We start from the raw sequence: 26,456 nt of genomic DNA on the forward strand, positions 1-26,456 counted from the left end.
CGGTCTGACACCACACAGGGGCGGATTTCGGAGGCTCTCGATGAAGGTGCCGCTGCTCTGGGGTGCCGCTGCGGCGGCCGTCGCCGCCATCGCGGCGCGGGCAGCGGCCAGCTGGATCGAACGCCAGCCCGATCCCGTCCCCTCCGAACGGCTCCGCCGCGAACCAGAGGGCGAGGAAGCGTTCCTCCCCCGCCCCGACGGGACGGTGCTGCGCACCATCGTCGCGGGTGAAGGCCCACCGGTGGTACTGGCCCACGGGTACGGTGCCTCGCTCCTGGAGTGGAATCTGGTGCAGGCCACCCTGGTGGCAAGCGGGCACCGTGTCATCGTCTTCGACCAGCGCGGCCACGGAGGGTCGACGCCGGGTGCGGACGGCATCGGCTCCGGCCCCATGGCGCAGGACTACCTGGCGGTCCTGGAGCACTTCGACGTACACGACGCAGTGCTCGTCGGCCATTCCATGGGCGGCTTCCTCGCGCTTCGTGCCGTGCTCGACCATCCCGGCGTCGCCCGGCGGCTGCGCGGTCTGGTGCTGTTCGCGACCTGGGCGGGCCGCATCTACGACGGAGCGCCGCACAATCGGCTGCAGATCCCGTTGCTGGAGACGGGCATCCTCCAGCGGCTGGCCCGCACCCGCACGGGCGGAATCCTCTTCGGAGCCGCCCAGTGCGGCAAACGCCCCTCTCCCGCGATGATCGAAGTTTTCCTCGAGGTCTTCCTCCAGCAGGCCCATGCCCCCCTTGTGCCGATCGTGCGGGCGTTCGCCCGCGAAGACCGTTATCCACGCCTGGCCGAGATCGCGGTCCCCACCGTCGTCATGGTCGGCTCGGCCGATCGCAGCACACCGCCCAGCCACGCCCGACGCCTCGCCGCCGGCATACCGGGCGCACGACTGATCACCGTGCCGGACGCCGGACACATGGTGAACTGGGAGGACCCCGACGCCCTGGTCCAGGCCGTCAGCTCCCTGCACGAGGCTCGTTGACCCCCTGGGGGCGAAGCGGCCTCCGCGCCACCATGCGCCGTTGTGACGGGAGGTGCGGGGTCGGTTCTCGGCAAGAGGCCGACCTGCTCGGGCAATTGGCCGGTAGCACGGTGTGTTCCGCCCTCCGATGCGGCTTAGGTGAAGGGGTCGAGTAGCCGTGTCGGGCGAGGGGGACAGGTGTACGACTACATCATCGTGGGTGCCGGGTCGGCGGGGTGCGTGCTGGCGCACCGGCTCAGCGAGGACGAGAGCACACGCGTTCTGCTCATCGAGGCGGGGCCCGTGGACGACGCCCCTGAGATCCACATTCCGGCGGCGTTCAGCAAGCTCTTCCAGACCAAGTACGACTGGAGTTACCTCACCGAGTGCGAACCGGGACTGGACGGCCGCCGTCGCTATCTGCCCCGCGGCCGGATGCTCGGCGGCTGCTCGTCCATGAACGCGATGATCTACATACGTGGCAATCGCCGTGACTACGACGCCTGGGCGGCCGGCGGCGCCGACGGGTGGAGCTGGCAGGATGTCCTGCCCTACTTCCTTCGCGCCGAGGACTTCAGGGGCGCCCCGTCGCCCTGGCACTCCACCGGCGGGCCTCTCACGGTCAGCGAGGGCCGTTCCCGGCATCCGTTGGCGGACGCCTATGTCACGGCAGCGCAGGAGGCGGGCTACCGCTACACGAGCGACTTCAACGGCCCCGAGCAGGACGGCGTCGGCTATTACCACCTCACCCAGCGCGACGGTCTGCGCTGGAGCGCGGCCGACGCCTATCTGCGGCCGGCCCTGTCCCGGCCCAATCTCGAGGTGCTGACCGGCGTCCTGTGCACCCGCGTACTCCTGGACGGCGACCGTGCGACCGGTGTCGAGGTGGAACGGGACGGCGAACTGCTGTGCCTGCGCGCCGAACGGGAGGTCGTGCTGTCGGCCGGCGCCTACAACTCGCCGCAGCTGCTCCTGCTCTCCGGCATCGGCCCGGGCAGCGAACTCGCTTCCCACGGCATCGCGCCCCGCGTCGACCTCCCCGTGGGGGAAAACCTGCAGGACCATCCGCATGTCGGTCTGTGCTGTCTCACCGGGACCGAGTCGTTGTTCACCGCCGAGACACCGGAGAACGTCCGCCTGCTGGAGACCGAGGGGCGCGGGCCCCTCACCTCGAACGTCGGCGAGGCCGGCGGGTTCCACCGCACCCGTGAGGGTCTGGACGCCCCCGACATCCAGGTGCACGCCGCCCCGGTGATGTTCCACGAGGAGGGCATCAGCCCCGTGACCGACCACGCCTTCATGCTCGGCGCGGTCGTCCTCGCCCCCACGAGCCGGGGCAAGGTCTCCCTGCGGTCGGCCCTGCCCAGCGCCAAACCGCGCGTTCTGCACAACTACCTGACCACCGAGGAGGATCGCGCCACGATGATCCGGGCACTGCGGATGTTGCTCGGCATCGCCGCTCAGCCCAGTCTGGCCGAACACCGGCGTGCCGACTTCCGCGTACCGCGCTCCGCGGACGACACCGGCCTGCTCGCCTTCGCCCGGCGCCAGTTGCAGACTCTTTACCATCCGACGAGCACCTGCTCCATCGGCCCCGTCGTGGATTCCCGGCTCAGGGTGCACGGCGTGAGCGGCCTGCGGGTGGTGGACGCCTCGGTGATGCCCACCGTGGTACGGGGCAACACCAACGCCCCGACGATCATGATCGCGGAGAAGGGCGCAGACTTGATCCGCGGTCTTTGATCTCCGAGAGCCACAGCAAGCCCTGGTCGCGGTGGGCGGCCGGACGCAGCCACCTGTCCGGACCGCTCCTTCTCCCCCACGGGCCAACCCAACCCAGGTCCTGGCGGCTCGGACGCCTCGGACCGAGAGATACGGCTATCGCCTGCCGAAGGATTGAGACAACGCCACGCCGAGTGCGTATCGCTTGGCAAGGAGACCGGAGGCACACCTCTGCTGTCCGGCTCACCAGCAGACGATATCGGCCCGATCTCCCGCGTTGACGGGCCAGTTCAGCAGATCACTGGTGTGACCGGCACGGATTGCACGGAGCGCTGTGCGGGCCGTGGTGGCGCCGCGCGCCGGACCTGGTTCGTCGAGGAGGACTACCGTTGGGATGTGACGAGGCCGAACCGCTCCGGGCCCTCGACCGGGGGCGCGAGCCCGCGCAAGAGATCCACGATTCGTTTCAGGCAGTCCTGGACGCCCTGGATGCCGCTCGCGCCGATCTTTACGCGATGGAGGAGCAGCAACGGTCCGGAAGCCCGTCACCGTCCTTGGACCACCCCAGCGCAACAGCCGGATACGGCAGCTCCACCCGTCCCGACCCGTCCCCGTCGCCACCGTACCCAGGGACACAGGACGGGGGATCCCGGCCCGAACTGGTTCCGGTCCGTCCGGAAGGCCTCCTGTCGTCTGCCGACCCGCCTCAACCCGTTCGGGACCGGCCGGCCGCCGGGAGCGCCGTGGTCGAGCCGCTGTGGTCGCGCGGTGTGCGGCAGGAGGCGGTCCCGCCCCCCGGGGCGGTCGCACCGCGGGAGGCGGGACAGCCACCCACTGCGAGCGGCGGGGACCCGGCGCAGGCCGAACCGCCGGCAGCTTTCCCGCCGCCCCCGGGCGCTCTGCAGGACCGTGCGCGCCGAAGGACCGACTCGGCTGAGGACTCCCCCTGCCGATCGCAGGCCGCGCAGCCGAACCGCTTCGTCGCCCCGCCCTCCCGGGCGCCACTGCGGCCGGAACCGGTCCGCCCGCCTGAGCCCAGGGGAAGCCGAGGACATCGGCGCTTCACCGAGCGGCGGCACAGCCGGCTCGCCGGAGTCTTCGGCCTGGGCGCCGTGAGCGGATTGTTCCTTGCCTCCTCGCTGCTCGGCAACGGCGACTCCGCACCGGCGACTCCGCCTGCGTCCTTGGAGCAACCGGACCGGCCGTTTCCTGAAGATCCGGCACCCGCAGTCCCGTCCCCACCGACCGGGCAACCGAACCGGCCGGCTCCCGGCGACGCCCCGCTTCCCGAGATCCCGGGCACCGGGCTACTGCGCCAAGGCGACACCGGCCACGGTGTTTACGAGTTGCAGGTCCGTCTGCTCCAGATCCCTCACGTGTATGACGGTGGCGCCGTCAACGGCCGTTTCGACGCGGGGGTCCGGCAGGCAGTGGCCCGATTCCAGAACGCATACGGCATCCATGGAGACGAGACCGGCGTCTACGGGGACAACACTCGACACGCCCTCATGCTGCGGACGACCTAGTGTCATCCGGCCGCCACCGAGCCTGCGAAGACCACCGCGCGCGCGTCCCGAGCCTGCCGACCGGTGTCCGGACCGCCGCCGACTTCATTGAAGCCACGCGCCGAGAGCCCGGCTGCCTCTGGTTCGACTGGTCGCGAAGCCTGACGGACCCCACGGCGTACGTCCTGGTCGAGGCCTTCCGCGATGACAAAGCAGGCGCTGCTCACGTGCGGTCGGCGCACTTCAGAGCCGCGCAGCAAGGCCCTGCCGCCCCATCTGATCGAGACCCCTGCAGCGTGAACGCGAACGTTCCGCAGGACGACTGGTCGCTCCTGGGCGAGATGGCCGTTCACGAGCAGAGGCAGGACGGTCTCCGAGCACGGTCGGCGCGGGTGACGGGACGCGGCTCGGTCGGCTCAGCCGAGCACCTGCGCGCTGCTGACCGGTTCGCGCCGCTGCTGTCCATTGATGCGGTGCCGCTCGATGGACGAGCGCCGGTAGACCTCGTGCCGCACCCGCTGGATCTCGCCGATGGGCCGGTGCTCCTCTCGTGAGCGCCACGGTGTGATCGACGTGGCGTCGGCCGCCGTCACGTTGTCGTCCCCGCCGATGTCCTGACGCGGGAGGTCCACACGGGCGACGGTCACCCAGGGGGACAACTCGTCGGACCACTTCACGGAGGTGTTGTCCACCGGCATACGAGTCAGATCGGTGTTCAGCTGCACTTGGAGCTCGAAGGAGTGGTCCCGTTCCGCGGCCTCGGCAACCAGGGTGCGGCGAAACGCCTCGTTGTCCGCGCGCACGTCCACGATCTGGTGCGTGAGAGCGGCCAGGGACTCGGCCGTCGGCACGGTGCGGATCTTGGCGATGTGATCGCCGTACCGGAAGGCACCCATGCTGTTGTAGGTGTACGACAGCAGGTTTCTGCGCGGGACGGTGGTGAACGAGAGCATGGCGAACAGTTCGTCCCACAGCCAGCCGTCCGGGTCGGTGAGCGTGCCCCGGCGGGTCAGGAACTCCGCCATCCAGGTCTTGCGGCGGGCGGGGTTCACCAGGGCCTCGGGCAGCTCCGCGAACAGATCCTCGATGACCATGTAGTCGTAGGCCGTGTTCGCGAAGAAGACGTCGTTGTTGATCAGGTTGAGGTCGAAGGTACCGGTGTCGGGTTCGTCGGCCAGCAGTGAGGGTCCGGGGACCCCGAACAGCTTGATGCCCATCCCGCACGCCGCGCCCAGCTGATGGTCGGGACGCTGGTGGCCCAGACCGTTGGAGTAGCGGACGACGGCGTCGTACTCGGTGGGCCGGGCGAAGATGCCCTGCCCGTGGAAGCCGCGGTTGTCACCGACCGTGACGGTGGCCTTCAGCAGGCCGTAGGTCTTTCCGTGGGCGGTGCGGACGGCGCGGCCGACGGCCTCACGCTCGACCGAGGCGCCGGTGCGCTGCGCCACCTGCGCGACCACGGCGTCCAACTCTTCCTGATAGGTCGGACGTTCGACGGGACGGTAGTGCTCGTAGCGGACGGGATCCATGGTGCTGCCTCCATGTGTTGGTGCTCCTGACCTCAGACGCTAGCCAGCAATTAAATTGTGCACAACATAACTGACTGTGAGGTATCCCATGCTTCCGCGTCCAGGGGACCACATCAACATCGAAACGTGACCTACGGCGGACTTACAGGCATTCCAACCAGTCGGTATGGTGCGCCGCCTGAAGCACTCTCTCCCGTTTACCGCACGGATCCGAGCCGCAGTGGAAGGCCAGGCGATGACATACGCCGACGAGAACCGGTACCCGCCCTCAGCACAGTCCTACAGGATCCCCCCTCGACACGAGACGTACGGACAGAACCCGTGGCCGGAGTCGTACGGGCACGACGCCGCGCGATACGACTCGTACGGTCGGCAAGCCCCCTGGGACGCCCCCTACGCGCAGGAGACCCACGGAGACGGCGCCGACCTCACCGCCCTCCGCTCGGCCTACCGCCTGCTCCGCCGGATCTCCACGCTCACCGCGCTCGGCTCCTTCGTGGTGTATGTGGTGCTGTCCTGCTACGCCCCCGGTCTGATGGGATCCAAGGTCACCGGAGAGCTGAGCCTGGGCATGGCCTTGGGCATCCTCCAACTCGTCGTCACCTTCGCGGCGGTCTTCTGGTACGGGCGCAGCGCACAACGCTCCGTGGATCCGTTGGCCCGCGCCGTCCGGGAGCGGGCGGTCCCGACCGGCCGGAACGCGGGGATGGCGAGATGAACGACTTCAGCTCCGGGACGCAGGCCATCATCCTGGTTCTGTTCACCACGCTGGTCACCGTCACGCTGCTGATGTGCGTCATGGCGGGACCGGACCGCGACGACCTGGCGAACTTCTACACCGGCTACCTGTCGCTCACCCCGCTCAAGAACGGCCTGGCGATCGCGGGCGACTACATCTCCGCCGCCACGGTGCTGAGCACCACCGGCATCATCGCGCTCACCGGATACGACGGCTACGTCCTTGCGGTCAGCACCGCCCTGTCCCTGGTGCTGCTGATGTTCCTGCTGGCCGAACCCCTGCGCAACGCCGGCAGGTTCACCATGGGCGACGTCCTGGCCCGCAACATGTCCGGACGGGCCGTGCGGATCGCCGCCTGCGTGGTGACACTCTCGGCGACCCTGCCCTTCCTGGTCGTCCAGCTCTCCGGAGCCGGGTCGCTGCTCACCTTCATCCTGGACATTCCGTACGCTGCGGGCGCCAGGACGGCGTGCATCGTCGTCGTCGGCGCTCTGATGATCATCTACGCGGCGATCGGCGGTATGCGGGGCACCGCGCTCATGCAGATGATCAAGATCGTGCTCCTGCTCGGCACCAGCATCGTCGTCACCGCTCTCGTCCTCAACCGCTTCGACTGGAGCCCCGGCGACATCCTCAGGGCAGCCCAGCACGGCAGCGGCGCGGGCCCCGCCTACCTTCAGCAGGGCCTGCAGCTCGGCACGTCCACCGGTGGCCGGCTGGACTTCGTCAGTTTCCAGATCACCGTCATCCTCGGCGCGGCCTGCCTGCCGCACATCACGATGCGCCTGTACTCCGCGCAGGACGTACCGGCCGTGCGTCGCTCCATGTCATGGGCGGTCGGCACAGTCACCACGTTCTGCCTGCTCGTGATCATCATGGGTACGGGCGCGGCGGCCCTGGTGGGATCGCAGCACATCACCGCGGCAGACCCGCACGGCAGGACGTCGGTGCTCATGCTGTCCCAGGTGCTCGGCGGCGCCCCCGGCTCCGCGGGCGCGGCGATCCTGTACTCGGCCGTGGCGGGCATGGTGTTCATCACCCTGCTGTCGTCGGTCGCGGGGATGACCCTGGCCGCGGCTTCGTCACTCGCCCACGACCTGTTCGCCCACGCGGTGCGGCGGGGACAGGCCGAGCCCCGTACCGAGATGACGGTGGCGGCGTGGACGAGCGTGGCCGTCGGGATCATCGCCATCGGGCTCGCCACCATGGTGCAGAACTGGGACGTCGGCGTGCTGACCACTCTGGCCATGTGCATAGGGGCATCAGCGGTGGCACCCGCGCTCACCTACTCCCTGTTCTGGCGCGGGTTCACGCGCACCGGCCTGCTCGCCGCCCTCTACGGGGGCGGGACTTGCGCGTTGCTGCTCATGGTCTTCTCCAAGGCCGTTTCGGGCACGCCGTCCGCCGTCTTCCCGCATGCCGACTTCGACCTGTTCCCCATGCAGTCCACCGGGCTGGTCTCCATCCCGTTCGGCTACCTCGCGGGCTGGCTGGGCAGCCGTCTGGACCACCGTCGCCGTGCCGCCGACAGCCGTGAGCAGCGGCGCCTCTACGAGGAGAGCGAGGCACGGCTTCTCGCCGCAGCCGAATGACCACCGCGGCGCGGGCGGGCCGACTTCAGGCGGCCTCCCGCGCCGCGGCCCGAGACGGTCAGACGGGCGTGCCGGTCAGCGGTTGTTCGGTCCACACGGTCTTGCCCTCGCGGGTGTAGCGGGTACCCCAGCGTTCGGTCATCTGGGCCACCAGGAACAGGCCGCGCCCGCCCTCGTCGGTCGCACGGGCGTGGCGCAGGTGCGGTGAGGTGTGGCTGGTGTCGCTGACCTCGCACACCAGACACTGCTCACGGATCAGCCGCAGGGTCGCAGGGCCGCCGGCGTAGCGATAGACGTTGGTGACCAGTTCGCTGGCGATCAGCTCCGTGGTGAACGCCAAGTGCTCCAGACCCCACTCGGTCAGCTTGGCCGAGGTCAACGCCCTGGCCCGGCCGGCGCTGGCAGGCTCTGGCGGCAGACGCCAGGAGGCGACGTCGGCCCGTGGCAGCATGCGGGTGCGGGCGATCAGCAGTACGACGTCGTCGCGGGGGCGCGAGGGCACAAGCGCGTCGATCACCGCTTGGCAGGTGCGTTCCAGCGCGCCCGCAGGGCGGGCGAGCGCTGCGCACAGCTTCGTCAGGCCGGCATCGGCATCGACGTGGCGCTCGCCGATGATCCCGTTGGTGTACAGAGACAGCAGGCTTCCCTCGGCCAGTTCGATGTCCCGGGTCTCGAACGGCAGACCGCCCAGGCCGAGCGGTGGGCCGGCCGGCAGGTCGAGGAGCGCCACCTGTCCATCCGGAGCGGTCACCACCGGCGGCGGATGACCGGCACGGGCCACGGAGCAGCGTCCGGAGACCGGGTCGTAGACGGCGTACAGGCACGTGGCGCCGACGACCTGCTCACCCACGGGCCGCTCGCCGACTGCTTCGTGTTCGGCCGCCAGCAGGTCGACCAGGTCGTCGAGGCGGGAGAGGACCTCGTCCGGTTCCAGGTCGAGGCTGGCGAGCGTATGGACGGCGGTGCGGAGCCGGCCCATGGTGGCGGCAGCATGAATGCCGCGTCCCACCACGTCGCCGACGACGAGGGCGACCCGGGCCCCGGACAGGGGAATGACGTCGAACCAGTCGCCGCCCAGGCCCGGGCCTGCGCTGGCCGGCAGGTACCGCAGGGCCACCTCGACGGCCGACTGGTCCGGAACCGTCCGGGGCAGAAGGCTGCTCTGCAGGGTGAACGCGGTCTGCTGCTGCTGGGTGAAGCGCCGGGCGTTGTCGATGGCGACGGCGGCGCGCGAGGCGAGTTCCTGAGCGAGGGTGAGATCGTCCGTCTCGAAGGCATCGGGGCGGCGCGAGCGCCACAGGGTCATCACACCGAGCACCAGGCCGCGCGCGGCAAGAGGTACCACAATCAGGGAGTGGGCGCCCAGGTCCGGAGCCTCGGCCCCCTGACGGCCTGCCGCCGAAACCCGGTCGGGCGGCAGAACCGGCTCCAGCACGGGCCGTCCCTCGGCCAGACATCCGGCCTGTGGTGTATCCGGCCCGAACTCCACGGGGTGGCCCTCGGGGTGGGGCGGGCCGGGTTGCTGTGCACCAACGCTGCAGGTCCCCAGTCGGACCACAGGCCCTGCCGCGGCGCGCGTCGGTTCCTCACCGCGCGTCACCGCCTGAAGCAGGTCCACCGACGCATGGTCGGCGAGGTGGGGCACCATCACTTCGGCCAGTTCCCGGGCGGTCTCGGCCACGTCGAGCGTGGTTCCGATACGGCTGCCCACCTGGTCGAGGAGCGCGAGCCGACGCTGGGCCCGATGGCGTTCGGTGATGTCCTCGATCATCTCGGCCACACCCAGGACACGGCCGGAGGGATCCTCCATCCGGAAGGACGAGACCAACGCGACCCGCTCTCGTGTCGGATCCTGCTCCAGGCGGACGAACTGCTCGGAGTAGACCAGGGGTCTTCCGGTCTGCATCACCTGGCGCACACGGTCCACAGCCTTGCGCGCGTCGTCGGCGAGGAGCATCCGGCCGGTGGACAGCCCCCGGAAGTCCGCTGCCGGGACGCCGCTGAACCGTTCGATGGCCCGGTTGACCCGGAGGATCCTCTGGTCGGGGCCGTGGACGACCAAGCCGATCGGGCACTGGCGGTACAACCCGTCGAGGACCGCCCGGTCCCTCTGCCATTCGAGTACGTCACCCGCGGGTGCCCCCGCGAGAAACCACTCTCGTCCCCGGTCACCGCGTGACAGCTCATGGGCCCTGAGCCCCAGCTCCACGAGCTGCCCGTCGCGGTGGCGCAGGGTGACCACGCCGAACCAGCCACCGGCTCTCCTGCACTTCGCCGCGGCCTCGGTGACAGCCGGCAGATCAGGAGGATCGACCAGCACCTCCAACGCCGGACGACCGATCACGGCTGTGTCCGAATGGCCGAGCAGCTCCTGAGCCCGCCGGTTCCATCCGACCACCACTCCCCGGTCGTCGAGCACCACCAAGGCAGCGAGGTGCGCGGCGAACGGATCGTCGTGGCTTTCGCTGAGCTCCGTCATCGGCTTCTCCACCGCTGGACACCACCGCGTACTCGGTCGCCGATGTCTCCTGCTGACCCGGTAAGCCTATTGAAACCCGGCAGAGGCCGCGGCCCTGTCCGGCGCGCGACACGGCGGGCAGGAGGGTGACGACGGACTGAGCGGGGCCGGTCCCCAGGGGTCTGGGGCACCGACCCCTGGGGACCGGCCCCACAGGCTCACTTCGCCGGCGGGCCGAACTCCTTGCGGGTGTCCACCGGCTCGCCGAACAGCTGCCACCGCTCGCCCTTGAACCGCATCAGCTGCATCGTCTCGATCGGGAAGGCGTCATCGGGCCCGGTGGAGAGGGTGACACCGGGGAGCAGCATGTCCACCTTGACGTCCTTGAGGTTGCGCACCGCGTCCCGCAGCCCCTCCCTGGTCGGGCACTTCATGGCGTCCAGGGCCTTGTGCAGGCTGGAGGCGGCGGCCCAGCCGTAGGCGTTGAACTGGTTGGCCGGGTCGGAGCCGGGAATGTACTTGCTCAGCGCTTCCCGGTACGTCTTCATCTCCGCGTCGTCCGCCCACTTCGGGTCGGCGGGGTCCTTGAAGTAGGTCGCCGAGACCACGCCCTGGACGTTCCTGAACCCGACGGGCTTCAGCACGGTGGCGGACGAGGACACGTTGTTCACGATGTGCAGTGGGTTCCACTTGGTGTTCTTGGCATCGGCGGCGAGGGCCTGGCTGCCGAACTTCGGGGTGGTGATGTTGAGCAGCACATCCGCCTTGGACCGGGCGAGGCTCGTCATCTGCGCCGAGACCGAGGGGTCGGTGACCTCGTAGCTCTCCTCGGCGACCACCTTGATGCCGCTGCCGCCCACGGCCGCCTCGAACCCGCCGAGCAGATCCTTGCCGAAGTCGTCGTTCTGGTAGAGGACGGCGACCTTGGCCTTCGGCTTCTCCTCCTTGAGGTATTTGGCGTACACGCGTGCCTCGGCGACGTAGTTGGGCTGCCAGCCGGTGGTCCACGGGTGGTTGTCGTCCGTACCCCACACGGAGGCGCCGGTGGCGACGAAAGGCTGCGGCACCTTCCTCTTGTCCAGGTAGTCCCACACGGCGGCCGTGGAGGGCGTGCCCAGGGTCTGGAAGACGGCGAAGACCTTCTCCTGCTCGACGAGTCTGCGGGCCTCCTCGACCGCCTTGGGAGGCTGGTAGCCGTCGTCGCGGACGACGAACTCGACCGTGCGGCCGTCGATGCCGCCCTCGTCGTTGACGTGCTTGAAGTAGGCGCTCACGCCCTTGCTGATCGTGCCGTACGCGGAGGCCGGTCCCGAGAGCGGGTAGATGCCGCCCAGCTTGATGGTCTTGTCGGTGATGCCGGTGGTCTGCTGGCCCTGGCACGCGCCGTCGGCGGCCGCGTCCTTGTCGTCCTGCCCGCGCTGGCTGTTGCAGGCGGTGGTGAGGAGCAGGGCGGCGGAAGCGGCCGCGGCCGCCCGCAGAGTGGTCTTCTTGCGCATGTGATTCATTCCTTTTCCGGGCGGGGCGGTGCGCCCACGGGTTCGGCATCGACAGGGGCGGAATCCGCCGAGGTGGGGGGCGCGGAGGGTGCAGAGCCGGACGTCCGGTCGTCGTCGGCGGCGGCGGGGGTGGTGGTGCGGATGAGTCGACGGGCGGCGGTGCCCCGGACACGGCCCGCCAGACCGGCCAGTCCCGTCGGCGCCACGAACATCACCGCGATGATCAGCAGGCCGAACACCACACCGGGCGCCGCCTCGCTGATGTCCTGGGCGACGCTCGGCACGTACATCACGAAGGCCGCTCCCAGCAGCGGTCCGTACAACGAGGCGAGCCCTCCGACCACCAGGCCGGCCAGCAGGGTGATGGACAGGACGAAGCTGAACGAGTCGGGTGAGACGAAGCCGATCACCCAGGTGTAGACGCACCCGGAGACACCCGCGAACAGCGCGCTCCATGCGAAGGCGAGGGTCTTGTGCAGCGACAGCCGTACACCCATGACCTCCGCGGCGCTCTCGTTGTCCCGCACGGCGAGCAGTGCCCGGCCGACCCGGGACCGCAGCAGGTTGCGTGCGAGCAGCAGGGACACCGCGGTGACCGCGAGGACGACGAAGTACGTCCACTGGTCCTCGGCCATCCCGCTCCACGCGGGCGGTCGCAGCTTGTCCACGGTCAGGCCCATGGAGCCGCCCGTCACCGGTTCGAGCCGTTTGAGCAGCGGCGGCAGGAACACCGCGAACGCGAGGGTGACGAGGGCCAGGTACAGTCCGCGCAGTCGCAGGGCGGGCACGCCGAAACCGAGGCCCAGCAGGAAGCATCCGGCGGCCGCGACCGGCAGCGTGGCCAGGTGACCGGTGTCGTACCGGTCGAGCATGACCGCCGCCGTGTAGGCCCCTGCCGCGAAGAACGCGCCGTGCCCGAGCGAGATCTGCCCGCCGAATCCGACCAGCAGGTTCAGTCCGGCCAGCGCCACCGCGTACAGCAGCACCATGGTCAGCTGGAAGACCTGGAAGGGGGCGAAGTAGAACGGTGCGCTGACGGCGACGGCCGCCACGAGCAGCGCGGTGAGCGCGGCCCGCAGACGCCGGGCGCGGTCGGTGCCGAGTGTTGCGACGCTCGTGCTCATGCGCGTTCCACCGCCGCCCGTCCGAACAGGCCCTGGGGCCGCACCAACAGCACCGCCAGGATGATCACCAGGGGTACGCCCACCTTCAGATCGGCGCCGACGACGTCCACGTACGCCCCGGCCAGCGTCTCGGCGACGCCCACGCACAGGCCGCCGACGACCGCGCCGACCGGGCTGTCGAAGCCTCCGAGGGTGGCCGCGGCGAACGCGTAGATCAGCACCCCGCCCATCATGTTGGGCTCGAGGAAGAGCAGCGGGGCGACGAGCACGCCCGACACGGCGCCGACTGTCGCGGCCAGCCCCCAGCCGAGCATCAGCACCCGGCCCACCCTGATGCCCGACAGCCGGGCGGAGGCGGGGTTGCAGGCGACCGCCCGCATCACCAGGCCGCTGGAGGTGTGCTGGAACAGCAGGTACAGCAGCCCCATCACGATGGCCACCACCGCGATGATCCCGAGTGTCGACCAGTCCACGCTTACCCCGGCCAGGTCGATCCCGCCGTCGGGGAACGGCTGCGGGAAGTCCTTCACGGTGAACGACCAGATGAGACCGGCCATCGCGTTGACGAAGATGAACAGGCCCACGGTGACGATGACCGTCGTCAGCTCGGGCGCTTTCTGCACGGGACGGATGACGATCCGCTCGACCAGCATGCCGCCGGCGAACGACACCGCCAGGGTGACCGGCAGCGCGAGCCAGAAGGACATCCCGGACGCCACGAGCTGCCACGCCACGTACGTGGAGATCATGGCGAGCTCGCCCTGGGCGAAGTTCACGATGCCGGTGAACCGGTGGATCAGCACCAGGGCCAGCGCCAGGCTGGCATAGACAGCGCCGGAGCCGACCCCTTCCACCACTTGCTGGAGCAGTTCGGTCACGGCGCTCCCCCGTCCTTTGCGGAGCGGACGGAGACACCGAGGTAGACCTCGGCGACCTGCCCGTCCTCGCGGATCTCCCGGGACGGCCCGGACAGCACCAGGCGGCCGGCCTCCAGGACGTGCGCCCGGTGCGCGACATCCAGCGCGAGCTGGGCGTTCTGTTCGACGACGACCACGGTGGTGCGTTCCTCCTCGTTGACGGCACGGACGATCTCGAACAGCTCGCGCGTGACCAGCGGCGCGAGCCCCAGCGACGGCTCGTCCAGGAGCAGCAGGGCGGGCCGCAGCATCAGCGCCCTGCCGATGGCGAGCATCTGCTGTTCGCCGCCGCTGAGGCTGCCGGCGGACTGGCGGGACCGCTGGCGCAGCTTGGGGAAGTAGTCGTAGATCCGTTCCAGGTCGGCCGCCACGGCCACGCGTTCGGCGCTGCCCCGCCGCCACCGCCCGGTGCGCACGTGGGCGCCGATGCGCAGGTTCTCCTCGACGGTCAGGTCGTTGAAGGTGCCCCGGCCCTCGGGCACGTGCGCCACGCCGAGACGGGCGGTCTGCTCGGGCGAGCGGCCCAGCAGCTCCGTGCCCTTCAACGTCACCGAGCCGCGTCCGCGGACCATGCCGCACAGGGCCCGCAGTGTCGTTGTCTTGCCCGCGCCGTTGGGCCCGAGGATCGCGCACACCTCGCCGCGTGCGACGGAGAAGTCGAGCCCCTGGAGCACGCGGGCCTGACCGTATCCGGCATGCAGCCCGGCGACCTTCAGGAAGTCCGGCTCCGCGTTCACCTGTCCGGCTTCGGTGCTGTCGGTGGTGGGTTCCGTCATGCCGCCACCCCCAGGTACGCCTCGATGACCGCCGGGTCGCGCTGGATCTCCTCCGGTGAGCCCTCGGCGATCTTGCGCCCGAAGTCGAGGCAGACCACCTTGTCGCACAGGCCCATCACGAACCCCATGTGGTGCTCGACCACCAGGAGCGTCAGGTCGAAGTCCTCGCGCACCGAGCGGACCAGATCCGCGAACTGGTCCACCTCGCCGTGGCTGAGCCCGTTGACGGGTTCGTCGAGCAACAGCAGCCGGGGCCGTACCGCGAGCGCCCGGGCGAGTTCGACGCGTTTGAGCGTGCCGAACGGCAGCCCGGAGGCGGGGTGGTCGGCGACCTCCGCCAGGCCGAGACGCCGTAGCAAGTCGTCCGCCTGGTCACGTAGTTCCCTCTCCTCCCGCCGGACGCGGGGCAGCCGGAGCGCCGCGGCGAGGTGTCCCGTGCGCCCCCGGCCGTGGGCGCCGACCATGACGTTCTCCCGGACCGTGAGCAGCGGGAACAGACCCAGGTTCTGGAAGGTGCGGGCGATGCCGCGCCCGGCCACGGAGTGCGGCGGGAGGGCGAGCAGGTCCTCGTCCTCGAACCGCACCGTCCCCGCATCAGGAGTGCAGCGCCTGGTGAGGCAGTTGAACAAGGTGGTCTTGCCGGCTCCGTTCGGTCCGATGAGCCCCACGGCGGTGCCCGGCTCGACGGTGAACGCGACACCGTCCAGTGCCGTGATCCCGCCGAAGCGCACGCTGATACCGTCGACCGCGAGCATGAGTGACGCCCCTTCCGAGGTGCTGGGGGGTGGGCGAGCGTCACAGTAGGTGAGGGCCTTCCGAGCACACATTGGGTGCGAGCACCCAAGTTCGTGGCCGCCGACTTGTGCGCCGCGCCCAGCTCCCCCGGTACGTCGTCCGCCGGGCCTGTTGACGGGACACGAGGAGGGCAGCGACGATCGGCGCCATGTCTCGCGGACCCGCCCTGGGCGCCCCCGCACTCTCCGACCCGCTCAGCCGGGAGCGGCACCGGATCCTGCACGCCGTCCAGGACCGGCTCGAGGACGTGGCGAGGACCGCTGTCGCGGTCATGCGCACGGAGATCCCGTCGTACGCGCTGCAGGACGAGCGGTTCTTCGACGACGTACGGGACCAGGTCCTCACGCACTACCGGATGCAGCTGGCGGCACTGGCCGGCGGCCGGGACATCGCCCCCGAAGACCTGGTCTTCAGCCGCGCGGCGGCCATGCGCAGAGCACGCGCGGGGTTCGCCCTCGAGGACTGGATCAGTGCCTTCCGGGTCGGCCGGCAGGTGTTGTGGGACGTGCTGCTGGACTGCGCGGGCACGTCCGCCGAGGCACAGCAGGCCGCGCTGTCCCTCGTCACACCGCTGATGCGGTACGTCGACTTCGCCAGCACGCACGCCGCGCAGGCCTATGTCGAGTACCAGCAGCACGTGGTCGCCGACGCGGACCGGGAGCGCCGGGACCTGCTGGACCAGCTCCTGGCCGGCGCGGCACCGGCGCGCGGTCCGCTGCTCGCCGCGGCGCAGGCGTACGGCATAGGGCCGCACTCGCCGATGATGGCGGTCGTGGCGGTGTGCGTCGACGACACCCGCACCGGCGACCTCACCTCGGCCGAGCACGGCTACGCGACCAGCGCGTCCATCGGCATCGCCGGGCCCTGGGCCGGCCGGACCCTGGTGGTCGTGCGCCACGGCCAGGTGGTGGCCGTGCCGGTGGTCCGCACCGGCATGGACGCGGAGGACATCTGCAGCCACTTCGAGGCGGTGCAGCGGCGGCTCGCGCGCGAGGGAACCATGCTCTCCATGGGCATCAGCACGGTCGCCGAGGGCGCCGGCGAACTGCCACGCGCCTACGAGGAGGCACGCGCCGCCCTCGACCTCGTACCGAGCGGGGGCGGGGTGGCGGCACTGCCGCGCCTGTCCCCCTTCGACTACCTGGCCCTGCGCGCCGACGACCTCGCCCGCCAGCTGGTCGATCCCCGCGTGCGTGCGCTGCTGGAGGACGACCGCAGACGTGGCGACACGCTGGCGGCCACCGTACGGGCCTTCGCGGAGGCCGACCTCAACCTGCGGCTGGCCGCCGACCGGCTGCGGATACACCACAACACGGCGCACTACCGGTTGCGCCGGATCGAGGAACGCACTGGGCGCAATCCGCGCCGGATCGCCGACCTCCTGGAACTGCTGGTCGCCCTCGCCATCCGCGACGGGGCCGGGGAAGGTGGGGATCACCAGTGAGCGGCATCGTGGAGTCCGCGGGGATCGAGGAGGTATCCACCGGGCAGAACCGAACGGTCCGAAGTGCGCTTCTGGACGCCGCGCTGGAGGTGTTCACCGAGCGCGGTTACGCCGACGCCGGTCTCGCCGAGATCGCGGCGCGCTCCGGCATCCCGGTGGGCAGCCTCTTCCAGCACTACGGCGGAAAGCGAGGGCTCTACCTCGCTCTCTGGGAGGAATTCCGGGAGGCACAGGAGCGTCGGACCGCGGCCACGCTGACCGCCGAGCGGGGCCGTGGCGTGGACGACCCCATCGCCCTTTTCGTGGCGGGAGCCAGGGCGTACCTGGAGGGCGCCTGGGACAACCGGCGGTTCGGCAGACTCCTCGTGGAGGATGACGGCCCCACGGGCTTCGACGCGCTGCGCCGCCAGTGGGACCGCGCGTGGGTACGGCGCAACGCCCGGCTGCTGGAGGTGGACGAGAAGCGACGCGCCGGCCGGGTGCGGGTGAGAGTGCTCACCACCGTGATCGGCGGGGCGGCACGCGAGCTGGGCGACTGCGGCGACGAGACGGAGGCCCAGGAGATCGTCGACGAGGTGTGCGGCATCCTGATCCATCTGTCGGCACCTCCCTGCTGAACCGCGTGAGTCAAGGGCACGGTGCAGACCTTGCACGATGCCCTGCCGTGTCGCGTGGCCGAGCCCGTTGACCGGCGGTTGTCGAGGCGGAGGATCGCTGTGCGTCCGATGACGCTGGATCGGGTGGACATGGGTGACACCACTTGCTTGACGAATCGGTGGTCAACGCGGGTCGGGGACAGCTGAAGCGGGGGGTGACAGGGAGGTTTCCCGGTCACCGCCCTCCGTCGGGCGCGGCCGGTCGAAGCGCATGAGTCCCTCCTGCGCGACGGCGGCCACCAGACGCCCGCCCGTATCGAACAGCCTTCCGCGGGTGAGCGCCCGGCCGTACTCGGCCGAAGGGGAGACCTGGTCGTACAGCAGCCACTCGTCCGCGCGGAAGGGACGCAGGAACCACAGCGAATGGTCCAACGACGCACCCTGTACGGCGGTTGGGGGATGCGGCAGCCGCGCGGAGCCCAGCAGCGCCATGTCGCTGAGATAGGTCAGTGCGCAGGCGTGGACGGCACCGTCGTCCGGCAGCGGGTGTCCGTACCGGATCCACACCCGCTGGCAGGCCGGCACCCCCGGGACGTGGCCCCTCTCGCCCCCCGGCACCCATCGCATCTCCCAGTGGCTCCACTCCGCGGGCCGTGGCATGCCCCAGCCGTTGATGCGGTCGGACTCCGGGATGTCGTCCGGCGCCGGCACCGCCGGCATGTCCACCTGGTGGGAGAATCCTTCGTCCCCGCGATGGAACGACGCCGTCACCGTGAAGATCGCCTCCCCCTCCTGGACCGCGGTCACCCGGCGGGTGCAGAAGCTGCCGCCGTCGCGGAGCCGCTCGACCAGATGGCCGGTCGGCTCGTGCGGGCGGCCGGGCCGCAGGAAGTACCCGTGCAGCGAGTGGGCCGAGTACGACCGGTCGAGGGTGCGCGCCGCTGCCATCAGCGACTGGGCGGCGATCTGGCCCCCGAACGTCCGCGCCCACTCGCTGGGGATCGGGCCTGACCGGAACCGGTCCGGCCCGGTCTCGTCGAGGGCCAGGACCTCTGGCAGGCCGGCCATGCTTCGGCTCCTCTCACTCGTCACGCGGACGTCTTCCCGCGCAGTTCGCGGCGCAGGATCTTGCAAAGTCCCGTGTGCAGGCGATCGGTTCATACACCTGCCGTGTCCGCGACTTCGTGGGCCTTCGCCACCAGTGCGTCGATGCGCTCCGCGGTCGGGGTCCCGGAGGCGGCCTTGTTCCGCGGTTCGTCCATCGCGCGGCGCAGGACGCCCTCCCCGATGATCGCGACCTTCCACAGTCCCAACGCATGCCAGTAGCCCAGCGCCGTCAGGTCGCGTCCCGACGCCGCCGAGTAGGCCGCCACGAGTTCCTCACGGCTCGGGAAGCCGTCGAGAGCGGTCGCGGCGAAGTCGCCCGAGGTGTTCTCGCCCTTGGCCGGCCAGTAGGCCAGCATGCTGCCCAGGTCCGCGAGCGGATCCCCCAGCGTCGACAGTTCCCAGTCGAGCACCGCGGTCACCTCCCCGGTGTCGTAGGAGGTGATGACGTTGCGCAGATGGAAGTCGCCGTGCACGAGGGTCAGTCCGCGCTGCTCGGGGACGGCCGCGACGAGGCGCCGGGTGAGGTCCTCCAGGGCGGGCAGCTCGCGGGTCCTGGACCTCTCCCACTGGGCCGACCACCGCTTGAGCTGACGCTGCGCATACGGCTTGTGGCTGGCGAGACCGGTCAGCCCGGTCACCTGGAGATCCACCGCGTGGATCTTCGCCAGAGTCCGCGGCAACGACATCCCGATCGCCCGGCGACGCTCGGGCGTCAACGACCGCGCGATGGTCATCGTGTCGACGACCTGGCCGTCCACGAACTCCATGAGCAGCAGCGGGACGTCGGTCACGGCGGGATCGTCGGTCAGCCCGAGCACCCGCGGAGTCGGGACGACGGTGCTCTCCAGGGCGGTCAGAATCCGCGCCTCGCGGGCCACGTCGTGCGCCGACGCCAGCAGGTGACCCAGCGGTGGGCGCCTCAGCACCCATCTGTGGCCGTCCTGATCCTTTACGAGATACGTCAGGTTCGACTGGCCCAGCCCGATCCGCTCGAAGGCCAAGGGTCCGGCGCAGTCGACGCCGAGGGAGGCGAACCAGCGGCCCACCGCCCCGGCGTCGATTCCGACGATGTCCGCGCTAGACACCGATTCCGGCTCCTTGCCTGAACGGGGACGCCTCACCGAGCAGTTGGCCGCCGTCGATCACCATCGTCTCGCCGGTGATCCAACTCGCGGCGTCCGAGACGAGGAAGGCGACCGCGGACGCGATGTCGGCAGGCTCCCCGATGCGGCCCAGCGCCACCGAGGCGGACACCTCCTCCTCGTGCTCCTTCCACAGAGCCTCGGCCAGCTTTGTGCGCACCACCCCCGGTGCCACGGCGTTGACGCGGACCTTCGGCGAGAGTTCCAGGGCCAGTTGCCTGGTGAGATGGATCAGCGCGGCCTTCGAGGCGTTGTAAAGCCCGATGTTCGCCTCGGAGGTCATGCCGCCCACCGACGCGGTGTTGACGACCGCCCCGCCGTGCTCCCCCATCCAGGCCCGCGTGGCCAGACCCGTCCACAGGACGGGCGCCCACAGGTTCACGTCGAAGGTCTTCGCGAACCGGCCGTGGTCCTGGTCGATGACCGGCCCGAAGGCCGGGTTGGTCCCCGCGTTGTTGACGAGGATGTCCAGACTGCCGAAGCGCTCGAGCGTCAGATCCACACAGCGCTGGGCCGCCGCTTCGTCGACCGCATGCGCTCCCACGCCGACCGCTGTGCCCTTGACCTGGGCCGCGGCGGCCTCCGCCGCCTCTTGCGTCCGGGAGGTGAGGACGACGTTTCCGCCGGCCTCGGCGATGGATCGGGCTATCGCCAGCCCGATACCGCGCGAGGCCCCGGTGACGACGGCTGTACGACCGGTGAGGTCGAGTCCTGCCATCTCAGTTCACCGCCGCCGCGTCGCGGTACTGCCGCAGTTCCTGCTTGGCGATGGCCCGCTTGTGAACCTCGTCGGGACCGTCCGCCAGCCGCAGCGTCCGCAGATGGGCGTACATCATCGCCAAGGGGAAGTCGTCGGTCACTCCGGCTCCCCCGTGCACCTGGATCGCGCGGTCGATGATCTTCAACGCGATGTTCGGGGCGGCCACCTTGATGGCGGCGATCTCGGTGCGCGCTTCCTTGTTCCCGACCGTGTCCATCAGATACGCGGCCTTGAGCGTGAGCAGGCGGATCATCTCGATGTCGATCCGCGCTTCCGCGATCCAGTCCTGGATGTTCGACCGTTCGGCGACCGGGCTGCCGAAGGTCACCCGTGACTGTGCGCGCTGGCACATCAGTTCCAGTGCCCGCTCGGCCGCGCCGATGGCCCGCATGCAGTGGTGTATGCGGCCGGGCCCGAGCCGGGCCTGGCTGATGGCGAAACCCTCGCCCTCGCCCTTGAGGAGGTCCTTGGCCGGCACCCGGACGTTCTCGAAGATGATCTCCGCATGGCCCTCGCGGTCCGCGTACCCGAACACCGGGAGGTTGCGGACCACGGTGACGCCGGGGGCGTCCACGGGTACGACCATCATCGACTGCTGGCGATGCGGGGCCGCCGTGGGGTCGGTCTTGCCCATCACGATGAGCACCTTGCAGTTCTTGTGCATCGCGTTCGAGGCGAACCACTTGCGGCCGTTGAGCACGTACTCGTCGCCGTCGCGCTCCATCCGGAGCTCGATGTTGGTGGCATCGGAGCTGGCGACACGCGGCTCGGTCATCGCGAAGGCCGAGGCCATCGTCCCGTCGAGCAGCGGCTTGAGGTACTTCTCCTTGTGCTCGTCGGTGCCGAAGAGGGTGAGCACCTCCATGTTGCCGGTGTCGGGCGCGTTGCAGTTGCACGCCTCGGAGGCGATGTGACTGCGGCCCATGATCTCCGCCAGCGGCGCGTACTCGAGGTTCGTCAGGCCGGGGCCCCACTCCGGGTGCGGGTGGAACAGGTTCCACAGTCCGCGCCTGCGCGCCTCCGCCTTGAGCTCCTCGAGGATCGGCGGGTGGAAGTGCGGGTCGCCCGACGCGCGCATCTGCTCGTCGTACACCGCCTCGGCGGGGTAGATGTGCTCATCCATGAACGCGAGCAGATCCGCCCGGTACTTCTTGGCACGGTCCGACATCTCAAACAGGGACATCCGAACTCCTTACGGGTAGGGAGGGAAAGTCGGGCAAGCGCTTGTCCAGGTGACTGGCCACGCCTTCGACGACGTCGGACCCGCCGAAGGCCTGGAGCATCAGGCCCTCCGCCCGGGTCACGGATTCGGCGTAGGTGCCGTCCGCGTCGTTGCTCAGCTGGCTCTTGATGGTGGCCATGGATGCCGGAGAGCAGCGCTCCGCCAGATCGGCGGCGTACGCGACAGCGGCATCGACCACGCTGCCGGTGGGGACCAGGTGGTCGAGGAGTCCGATACGGAAGGCCTCCTCGGCATCCACCATGCGACTCGACAGCAGCAGATCCGCTGCTCGGCTGTGCCCGACCAGCCGGGGCAACAGCCAGGAGATCCCGTACTCGGCGATCAGCCCGCGGTGCGCGAACGCCGTGGTGAACCGGGCCGCGGACGAGCCGAAGCGAAGGTCGCAGTAGAGCGCCTCCACCATGCCGAGGCCGGCGGCCACTCCGTTGACCGCTCCGATCAGCGGCTTGCGCAGGGTCCGCGGAAGGTCCCGGGGACGGCGCCGGGCCCGGCCCGCCTCGGAGACCTCGCCGACCGCCCGCAGCCGTTGCAGGTCGGCTCCGGCGCAGAATCCGCGTCCCGCGCCGGTGACCACGACGGCACGTACGTCCGGATCGTCCTCGGCGGCGTCGAGCAGCGCGACATAGCGGTCCTCGAGTTCGTCGGTCCAGGCGTTCAGCTTGGCGGGCCGGTTGAACGTGACCAGCAGCACCTGCCCTCGGCGTTCGGCGAGGACGAGCTCGCCCGGCGCGCCGGTCATGCCTGCGCCAGCAGGGAGCTCTGGTAGCGGCGCATCCCGCGCACCCAGCGGTCGTAGTCCGAGCCCTTCTGCCGGTACATCTCGAGAACGTCTTCGTGCGGCAGGACGAGGAAGCGCTCGTCCTCGATGGCGGCCAGGACGGCGTCGGCGACTTCGGCCGGCTCCAGGACGTCACCAGCGGAGGTGACGGCCCGCGTCGCGGCTCTTCCCAGCGCGTCCCCGGAGTCCTCCCCGGCGGTCAGCATCCTGGTGTTCACGCCCATCGGGCACAGACAGCTGACCCGAACCCCGCGGTCGCCGTAGGTGACACTCAGCCACTCGGCGAAGGCGACGGCCGCGTGCTTGGTGACGGCGTACGTGGCGGAGCCGATCTGGGTGAGCAGTCCGGCCGCCGAGGCCGTGCTGACGAAGTAGCCCTCACCGCGCTCGAGCCACCGGGGTACCAGCAGCCCTGCCGCACGGATGTGGGCTCGCAGGTTGACGTCGATCGAGCGATCCCAGTCCTGCTCGCTCACGTCCAGACCGAGCGCGCCGCCGATGCCCGCGTTCGCGAAGTAGAAGTCGACCGGGCCGAAGGCGCTCTCCGCCAGGTCGATCAACTGCTGGATCTGCGCGGTGTCCGACACGTCCGCGCCGGCGCTGACGGTGGTGCCCCGATGGCCGGCGTTGACTGTCTCCGACACCGCCCGCGCGGCCTCCGCGTCGAGGTCCGCGACGACGACCCGGGCGCCCTCGCGAGCGAGCCGTGCGACCAGCGCGCTGCCGATGCCGCCGCCCCCACCGGTGACGATGGCGACTCTTTCTGCAAGGTTCACGGCAACCCTCTCCGTCGACGGGGCGTGCGATGCGTCCGACCTGTATAATTGAATCCGACGTCAAGTTCAATAGCTGTCCGCGCGGAACCAATGAAGAAAGCCGCCCAACCCCAGGGGTATGAGCGGCTGCGAGGCGGGCGGATCAGCGGTGGCCGGGGAACCGCAGGGCGTTCGCCCACAGGCGGGTGACCGTGGACACGAGTTCCTCGAAGTCCACCGGCGTGTCTTCCTCTTGCTCTTCACTGCGCACGAAGGCGTTGTAAGCCATGACACTGACCATGCCGGACAGCGCACGGGACGCCATCATCGGATCGACCTCACGGTCTGCGACACCCCGCGCCTGCAGGTCGGCGACACCGCGGGCGTTGCGGCGGATGAACGCGTCCCCGCGCCGCCTTCGGAACTCACGGAACTCCGGCTCCACTTGGGCGACCTGCTCGAGCAGTGCCATCAGCTTCGCGTTCCGCTTGTACGCCGCGAGATAGGCGCGGTTGCTCGCCTCGAGTACCGCATAGGGATCGTCGGTGCCCTGCACCCGGCCCATGCCGGGGTGCATCATGTCCTCCTGCGCCTCCAGGAGGACGGCGGCAAGCACCTCTTCCTTGTTGGCGAAGTAGGTGTAGAAGGATCCCGCCGCGCACCGGGCCTCTTTGGTGATGTCGGTCAGGCGGGTGTCGAGGTAACCGTCCCGTTCGAACACCTTGCGCGCGGCCTTCACCAGAGCGGCCCGGGTCCGCGCTCCGCGCTGGGTCGTGGGCGGCTCGCGAAGCTGCGAGAAGGGCGCCACGGGTGGCGCCTGCTCGCTGTCGGTCTCCTCGGGCGCAGTGGTGTCCATCCTCGCGACTTTACTTGAATCCGACGCCATAGTCATAAATCCCACAGGGCAGACGGAGCAGGCTGATGTCCTGGTTTGCCGGGGGTTCAGGGGCGGCGGGCGGCAACGTGGCACACAGGATCGAAAACGCTGGTCATGGAGCGGTGCCTTCCGGGATGTGAGCAGGTGATGGTGCGGGTGGCACCCTCGCCGACGAGGTGACTCTGCCCGGCTTCGACATCAAGTCCTCGGGCGGTGTGGCCGGATGACCGACCTCAGTGCGTCCAGCCGGCCAGTCGATGGGCATCGGTCAGGCAGTGATCCCGAAGCGTTCGGCGAGTTGGCGGCGGGTGTCGGCGGCGCTGGTGTGCAGTACGCCTCCGATTCCGAGCCGTGCCGCTCCGTCGAGGTTCTGCTGCAGATCGTCGATCATGACCGCCTCCTCGGGGTCGATGCCGAGGCGTTCACACGCGATCGCGTAGATCCGCCGGGAAGGCTTGCGGATGCCGACCTCGGACGAAATGACGACCACATCGGCGACAGCCGCGAGGTCGACGCCGTCGTAGGTCCCGGTGCCGAACGAATTGGACACCAGCGCAACAGGATGACCGGCGGCTCGCACCTCACCGAGCAGCGCGAGCATGTCCCGGTCGATCGACATTCCCGCTTGCATCCGGGCCGTGAGCCCCTCGGCCGACACCTCCGCGCCATGGGCACGGAGGCGTTCGGCGAATCCCCGCTCGAAGGCTGCGGCGTCGACACGGCCGCACTCGTGGTCGGCCAGCAGGGTGCGTGAGGGCTGGTCCCGGCTCAGGAGGTCCAGCGGAAGGCGCGGGTCGCCGCCGAGCGAGGCGCCGAATTCGGTGAAGGCCCGCAGCACACTGGAGGTGATGACACCGCCGAAGTCCACCAGGACCGCGTTTCGGGTCTTTTCCACCGCGTTCGACAACGTGTCCATGCTCAGGCGACCTCGAACAGTCCGGCTGCGCCCATTCCGCCGCCGACGCACATGGAGATCACCACATACCGAACGCCGCGGCGCTTGCCCTCGATGAGGGCATGCCCCACCAGTCGGGCGCCGGTCATGCCGTACGGGTGGCCGACCGAGATCGCGCCGCCGTTGACGTTGAACCGCTCCGGGTCGATGCGCAGTTCGTCGCGGCAGTACAGCGCCTGGGAGGCGAAGGCCTCGTTGAGTTCCCACAGGCCGATGTCGTCGATGGTGAGGTTGTGCTGCTTCAGCAGCTTCGGGATGGCGAAGACCGGGCCGATGCCCATCTCGTCCGGCGCGCACCCGGCGACGGTCATACCCCGGTAGACGCCCAGCGGTTCCAGGCCGCGGCGCTCGGCCTCCTTCGCCTCCATCAGCACCGAGGCCGACGCCCCGTCCGACAGCTGCGAGGAGTTGCCCGCCGTCACGCTGGAGTGCGCGCTCACCTGACCGTCGGGCAGCACCGGCGCCAGGCCGGCCAGGCCGGCCAGGGTGGTCGACGCGCGGTTGCCCTCGTCCCGGGCCAGGGTGACCTCCTCGTCCCGTACTTCCCCGGATTGCTGGTCGAGGACCTTCTTGACGCTGCTGAGCGCGACGATCTCCTGGTCGAACCGGCCGGCGTCCTGCGCCGCCGCGGTGCGCTGCTGTGACAGCAGCGCGAACTCGTCCTGGCGCTCCCGGCTCACGCCGTAGCGCTCGGCGACGATCTCCGCCGTCTGCAGCATCGGCAGGTAGATGGCCGGCTTGTGCTCGACCAGCCAGGGATCCGTCATGCGGTGGGTGTTCATGTGGTCGTTCTGGACCAGGGAGATCGACTCGACACCGCCGCCGACGGCGACCTGCATGCCGTCCGTGACGATCTGCTTGGCGGCCGTCGCCATGGCCATCAGACCCGACGAGCACTGCCGGTCGATCGACATCCCCGACACGGTGTCCGGAAGTCCGGCCCGCAGAGCGGCCTGACGCGCCACGTTGAAACCGGAGGACCCTTGCTGTACGGCGCAGCCGAAGATGACGTCCTCGACCTCGCCTCCCTCGAGACCGGCGCGCCGCACCGCGTGCGAAAGGGCGTGGGCGGCGAGTTCCTGCGCCTGGGTGTCGTTGAACGCGCCGCGGTAGGCCTTTCCGATCGGCGTCCGTGCCGTCGAAACGATGACTGCTTCCCTCATGTCGCCTCGCTGTTTCCTG

General features: G+C 69.9%; 23 protein-coding genes and 1 pseudogene. 8 read left to right on the forward strand and 16 right to left on the reverse strand.

The annotated features are described in order from the left end of the window. Positions 1–40: 40 nt before the first annotated feature. The 4 genes and pseudogenes from ABZ920_RS03305 to ABZ920_RS03320 all read left to right on the forward strand — a co-directional run. Entirely contained in the window at positions 41–985 is a 945-nt protein-coding gene (locus ABZ920_RS03305) for an alpha/beta fold hydrolase (protein WP_361498241.1), read from the forward strand. A 177-nt stretch (positions 986–1,162) separates the two neighbouring features. Next, positions 1,163–2,707: a GMC family oxidoreductase N-terminal domain-containing protein gene (locus ABZ920_RS03310; protein ID WP_361498243.1), complete on the forward strand. Its 1,545-nt coding sequence runs from the start codon at positions 1,163–1,165 to the stop codon at positions 2,705–2,707. Between the two features lie 494 nt (positions 2,708–3,201). After that, complete coding sequence (locus ABZ920_RS03315; RefSeq protein WP_361498375.1) at positions 3,202–4,212, forward strand: peptidoglycan-binding protein; 1,011 nt, start codon at positions 3,202–3,204, stop codon at positions 4,210–4,212. A gap of 77 nt (positions 4,213–4,289) precedes the next feature. Further along, positions 4,290–4,541, forward strand: a pseudogene (locus ABZ920_RS03320) (putative quinol monooxygenase); the annotation flags it as partial. A gap of 66 nt (positions 4,542–4,607) precedes the next feature. On the opposite strand, the gene ABZ920_RS03325 reads toward ABZ920_RS03320, so the two are convergent. Beyond that, positions 4,608–5,720 (reverse strand): catalase family protein, encoded by a 1,113-nt coding sequence (locus tag ABZ920_RS03325; RefSeq protein ID WP_361498245.1) that lies wholly within the window; start codon positions 5,718–5,720, stop codon positions 4,608–4,610. 235 nt (positions 5,721–5,955) lie between these two features. Here ABZ920_RS03325 and ABZ920_RS03330 point away from each other — a divergent pair, with 235 nt between their 5' ends. Together ABZ920_RS03330 and ABZ920_RS03335 are read left to right on the forward strand one after the other, a co-directional pair. Beyond that, entirely contained in the window at positions 5,956–6,438 is a 483-nt protein-coding gene (locus ABZ920_RS03330) for a DUF485 domain-containing protein (protein ID WP_361498247.1), read from the forward strand. After that, positions 6,435–8,051 (forward strand): cation acetate symporter, encoded by a 1,617-nt coding sequence (locus ABZ920_RS03335; RefSeq protein ID WP_361498249.1) that lies wholly within the window; start codon positions 6,435–6,437, stop codon positions 8,049–8,051. Before ABZ920_RS03330 ends, ABZ920_RS03335 begins: the two co-directional genes overlap by 4 nt. A gap of 58 nt (positions 8,052–8,109) precedes the next feature. On the opposite strand, the gene ABZ920_RS03340 is transcribed toward ABZ920_RS03335, so the two are convergent. From ABZ920_RS03340 to ABZ920_RS03365, 6 genes are all read right to left on the reverse strand, one after another. Then, a complete protein-coding gene (locus ABZ920_RS03340) occupies positions 8,110–10,530 on the reverse strand; it encodes a SpoIIE family protein phosphatase (RefSeq protein WP_361498251.1) in 2,421 nt (806 codons plus the stop codon). 197 nt (positions 10,531–10,727) lie between these two features. Beyond that, positions 10,728–12,005: an ABC transporter substrate-binding protein gene (locus ABZ920_RS03345; protein ID WP_361498253.1), complete on the reverse strand. Its 1,278-nt coding sequence runs from the start codon at positions 12,003–12,005 to the stop codon at positions 10,728–10,730. Positions 12,006–12,010: 5 nt separating this feature from the next. Further along, positions 12,011–13,129: a branched-chain amino acid ABC transporter permease gene (locus tag ABZ920_RS03350; protein ID WP_361498255.1), complete on the reverse strand. Its 1,119-nt coding sequence runs from the start codon at positions 13,127–13,129 to the stop codon at positions 12,011–12,013. Then, the gene (locus ABZ920_RS03355) at positions 13,126–14,007 is read right to left on the reverse strand and encodes a branched-chain amino acid ABC transporter permease (RefSeq protein ID WP_361498257.1); all 882 of its coding nucleotides are present in this window, start codon (positions 14,005–14,007) and stop codon (positions 13,126–13,128) included. The genes ABZ920_RS03350 and ABZ920_RS03355 overlap by 4 nt, the downstream gene beginning before the upstream one ends. After that, complete coding sequence (locus ABZ920_RS03360; protein ID WP_361498259.1) at positions 14,004–14,822, reverse strand: ABC transporter ATP-binding protein; 819 nt, start codon at positions 14,820–14,822, stop codon at positions 14,004–14,006. The genes ABZ920_RS03355 and ABZ920_RS03360 overlap by 4 nt, the downstream gene beginning before the upstream one ends. After that, positions 14,819–15,577 carry an ABC transporter ATP-binding protein gene (locus ABZ920_RS03365; protein WP_361498261.1) on the reverse strand — a complete coding sequence of 253 codons (759 nt, stop codon included), beginning with the start codon at positions 15,575–15,577 and terminating at the stop codon, positions 14,819–14,821. The genes ABZ920_RS03360 and ABZ920_RS03365 overlap by 4 nt, the downstream gene beginning before the upstream one ends. Positions 15,578–15,765: 188 nt before the next feature. Here ABZ920_RS03365 and ABZ920_RS03370 point away from each other — a divergent pair, with 188 nt between their 5' ends. Together ABZ920_RS03370 and ABZ920_RS03375 are read left to right on the forward strand one after the other, a co-directional pair. After that, positions 15,766–17,061 carry a helix-turn-helix domain-containing protein gene (locus ABZ920_RS03370; RefSeq protein WP_361498263.1) on the forward strand — a complete coding sequence of 432 codons (1,296 nt, stop codon included), beginning with the start codon at positions 15,766–15,768 and terminating at the stop codon, positions 17,059–17,061. Then, positions 17,058–17,678: a TetR/AcrR family transcriptional regulator gene (locus ABZ920_RS03375; protein WP_361498265.1), complete on the forward strand. Its 621-nt coding sequence runs from the start codon at positions 17,058–17,060 to the stop codon at positions 17,676–17,678. Before ABZ920_RS03370 ends, ABZ920_RS03375 begins: the two co-directional genes overlap by 4 nt. A gap of 162 nt (positions 17,679–17,840) precedes the next feature. On the opposite strand, the gene ABZ920_RS03380 is transcribed toward ABZ920_RS03375, so the two are convergent. From ABZ920_RS03380 to ABZ920_RS03420, 9 genes are all read right to left on the reverse strand, one after another. Further along, positions 17,841–18,725 carry an acyl-CoA thioesterase II gene (locus tag ABZ920_RS03380; protein WP_361498267.1) on the reverse strand — a complete coding sequence of 295 codons (885 nt, stop codon included), beginning with the start codon at positions 18,723–18,725 and terminating at the stop codon, positions 17,841–17,843. A gap of 89 nt (positions 18,726–18,814) precedes the next feature. Then, positions 18,815–19,849, reverse strand: coding sequence for a phosphotransferase family protein (locus ABZ920_RS03385; protein WP_361498269.1), 1,035 nt, complete (start codon positions 19,847–19,849; stop codon positions 18,815–18,817). Then, entirely contained in the window at positions 19,842–20,624 is a 783-nt protein-coding gene (locus tag ABZ920_RS03390) for an SDR family oxidoreductase (protein WP_361498271.1), read from the reverse strand. Before ABZ920_RS03390 ends, ABZ920_RS03385 begins: the two co-directional genes overlap by 8 nt. A gap of 1 nt (position 20,625) precedes the next feature. Beyond that, positions 20,626–21,849, reverse strand: coding sequence for an acyl-CoA dehydrogenase family protein (locus tag ABZ920_RS03395; protein ID WP_361498273.1), 1,224 nt, complete (start codon positions 21,847–21,849; stop codon positions 20,626–20,628). Continuing rightward, positions 21,836–22,648, reverse strand: a complete 813-nt coding sequence (locus ABZ920_RS03400) for an enoyl-CoA hydratase-related protein (protein ID WP_361498275.1) — start codon at positions 22,646–22,648, stop codon at positions 21,836–21,838. Before ABZ920_RS03400 ends, ABZ920_RS03395 begins: the two co-directional genes overlap by 14 nt. Next, a complete protein-coding gene (locus ABZ920_RS03405; RefSeq protein WP_361498277.1) occupies positions 22,645–23,463 on the reverse strand; it encodes an SDR family oxidoreductase in 819 nt (272 codons plus the stop codon). Before ABZ920_RS03405 ends, ABZ920_RS03400 begins: the two co-directional genes overlap by 4 nt. A 142-nt stretch (positions 23,464–23,605) precedes the next feature. Continuing rightward, positions 23,606–24,298: a TetR/AcrR family transcriptional regulator gene (locus tag ABZ920_RS03410; RefSeq protein ID WP_361498279.1), complete on the reverse strand. Its 693-nt coding sequence runs from the start codon at positions 24,296–24,298 to the stop codon at positions 23,606–23,608. A gap of 289 nt (positions 24,299–24,587) precedes the next feature. Beyond that, positions 24,588–25,235: an HAD family phosphatase gene (locus tag ABZ920_RS03415; protein WP_361498281.1), complete on the reverse strand. Its 648-nt coding sequence runs from the start codon at positions 25,233–25,235 to the stop codon at positions 24,588–24,590. 2 nt (positions 25,236–25,237) lie between these two features. Beyond that, positions 25,238–26,437 carry an acetyl-CoA C-acyltransferase gene (locus tag ABZ920_RS03420; protein ID WP_361498283.1) on the reverse strand — a complete coding sequence of 400 codons (1,200 nt, stop codon included), beginning with the start codon at positions 26,435–26,437 and terminating at the stop codon, positions 25,238–25,240. Positions 26,438–26,456: the final 19 nt, after the last annotated feature.

The sequence above is a fragment of the Streptomyces sp. NPDC046831 genome, assembly GCF_040645305.1.
In the GTDB taxonomy this organism is placed as follows: Bacteria; Actinomycetota; Actinomycetes; order Streptomycetales; family Streptomycetaceae; genus Streptomyces.

Bases quoted from the DNA above. Each gene is read 5' to 3' on its own strand.
- ABZ920_RS03305 (WP_361498241.1), top strand. From the start codon at position 41: ATGAAGGTGCCGCTGCTCTGGGGTGCCGCTGCGGCGGCCGTCGCCGCC.
- ABZ920_RS03315 (WP_361498375.1), top strand. From the start codon at position 3,202: ATGGAGGAGCAGCAACGGTCCGGAAGCCCGTCACCGTCCTTGGACCAC.
- ABZ920_RS03325 (WP_361498245.1), bottom strand. From the start codon at position 5,720: ATGGATCCCGTCCGCTACGAGCACTACCGTCCCGTCGAACGTCCGACC.
- ABZ920_RS03330 (WP_361498247.1), top strand. From the start codon at position 5,956: ATGACATACGCCGACGAGAACCGGTACCCGCCCTCAGCACAGTCCTAC.
- ABZ920_RS03335 (WP_361498249.1), top strand. From the start codon at position 6,435: ATGAACGACTTCAGCTCCGGGACGCAGGCCATCATCCTGGTTCTGTTC.
- ABZ920_RS03340 (WP_361498251.1), bottom strand. From the start codon at position 10,530: ATGACGGAGCTCAGCGAAAGCCACGACGATCCGTTCGCCGCGCACCTC.
- ABZ920_RS03345 (WP_361498253.1), bottom strand. From the start codon at position 12,005: ATGCGCAAGAAGACCACTCTGCGGGCGGCCGCGGCCGCTTCCGCCGCC.
- ABZ920_RS03350 (WP_361498255.1), bottom strand. From the start codon at position 13,129: ATGAGCACGAGCGTCGCAACACTCGGCACCGACCGCGCCCGGCGTCTG.
- ABZ920_RS03360 (WP_361498259.1), bottom strand. From the start codon at position 14,822: ATGACGGAACCCACCACCGACAGCACCGAAGCCGGACAGGTGAACGCG.
- ABZ920_RS03365 (WP_361498261.1), bottom strand. From the start codon at position 15,577: ATGCTCGCGGTCGACGGTATCAGCGTGCGCTTCGGCGGGATCACGGCA.
- ABZ920_RS03370 (WP_361498263.1), top strand. From the start codon at position 15,766: ATGTCTCGCGGACCCGCCCTGGGCGCCCCCGCACTCTCCGACCCGCTC.
- ABZ920_RS03380 (WP_361498267.1), bottom strand. From the start codon at position 18,725: ATGGCCGGCCTGCCAGAGGTCCTGGCCCTCGACGAGACCGGGCCGGAC.
- ABZ920_RS03390 (WP_361498271.1), bottom strand. From the start codon at position 20,624: ATGGCAGGACTCGACCTCACCGGTCGTACAGCCGTCGTCACCGGGGCC.
- ABZ920_RS03395 (WP_361498273.1), bottom strand. From the start codon at position 21,849: ATGTCCCTGTTTGAGATGTCGGACCGTGCCAAGAAGTACCGGGCGGAT.
- ABZ920_RS03400 (WP_361498275.1), bottom strand. From the start codon at position 22,648: ATGACCGGCGCGCCGGGCGAGCTCGTCCTCGCCGAACGCCGAGGGCAG.
- ABZ920_RS03410 (WP_361498279.1), bottom strand. From the start codon at position 24,298: ATGGACACCACTGCGCCCGAGGAGACCGACAGCGAGCAGGCGCCACCC.
- ABZ920_RS03415 (WP_361498281.1), bottom strand. From the start codon at position 25,235: ATGGACACGTTGTCGAACGCGGTGGAAAAGACCCGAAACGCGGTCCTG.
- ABZ920_RS03420 (WP_361498283.1), bottom strand. From the start codon at position 26,437: ATGAGGGAAGCAGTCATCGTTTCGACGGCACGGACGCCGATCGGAAAG.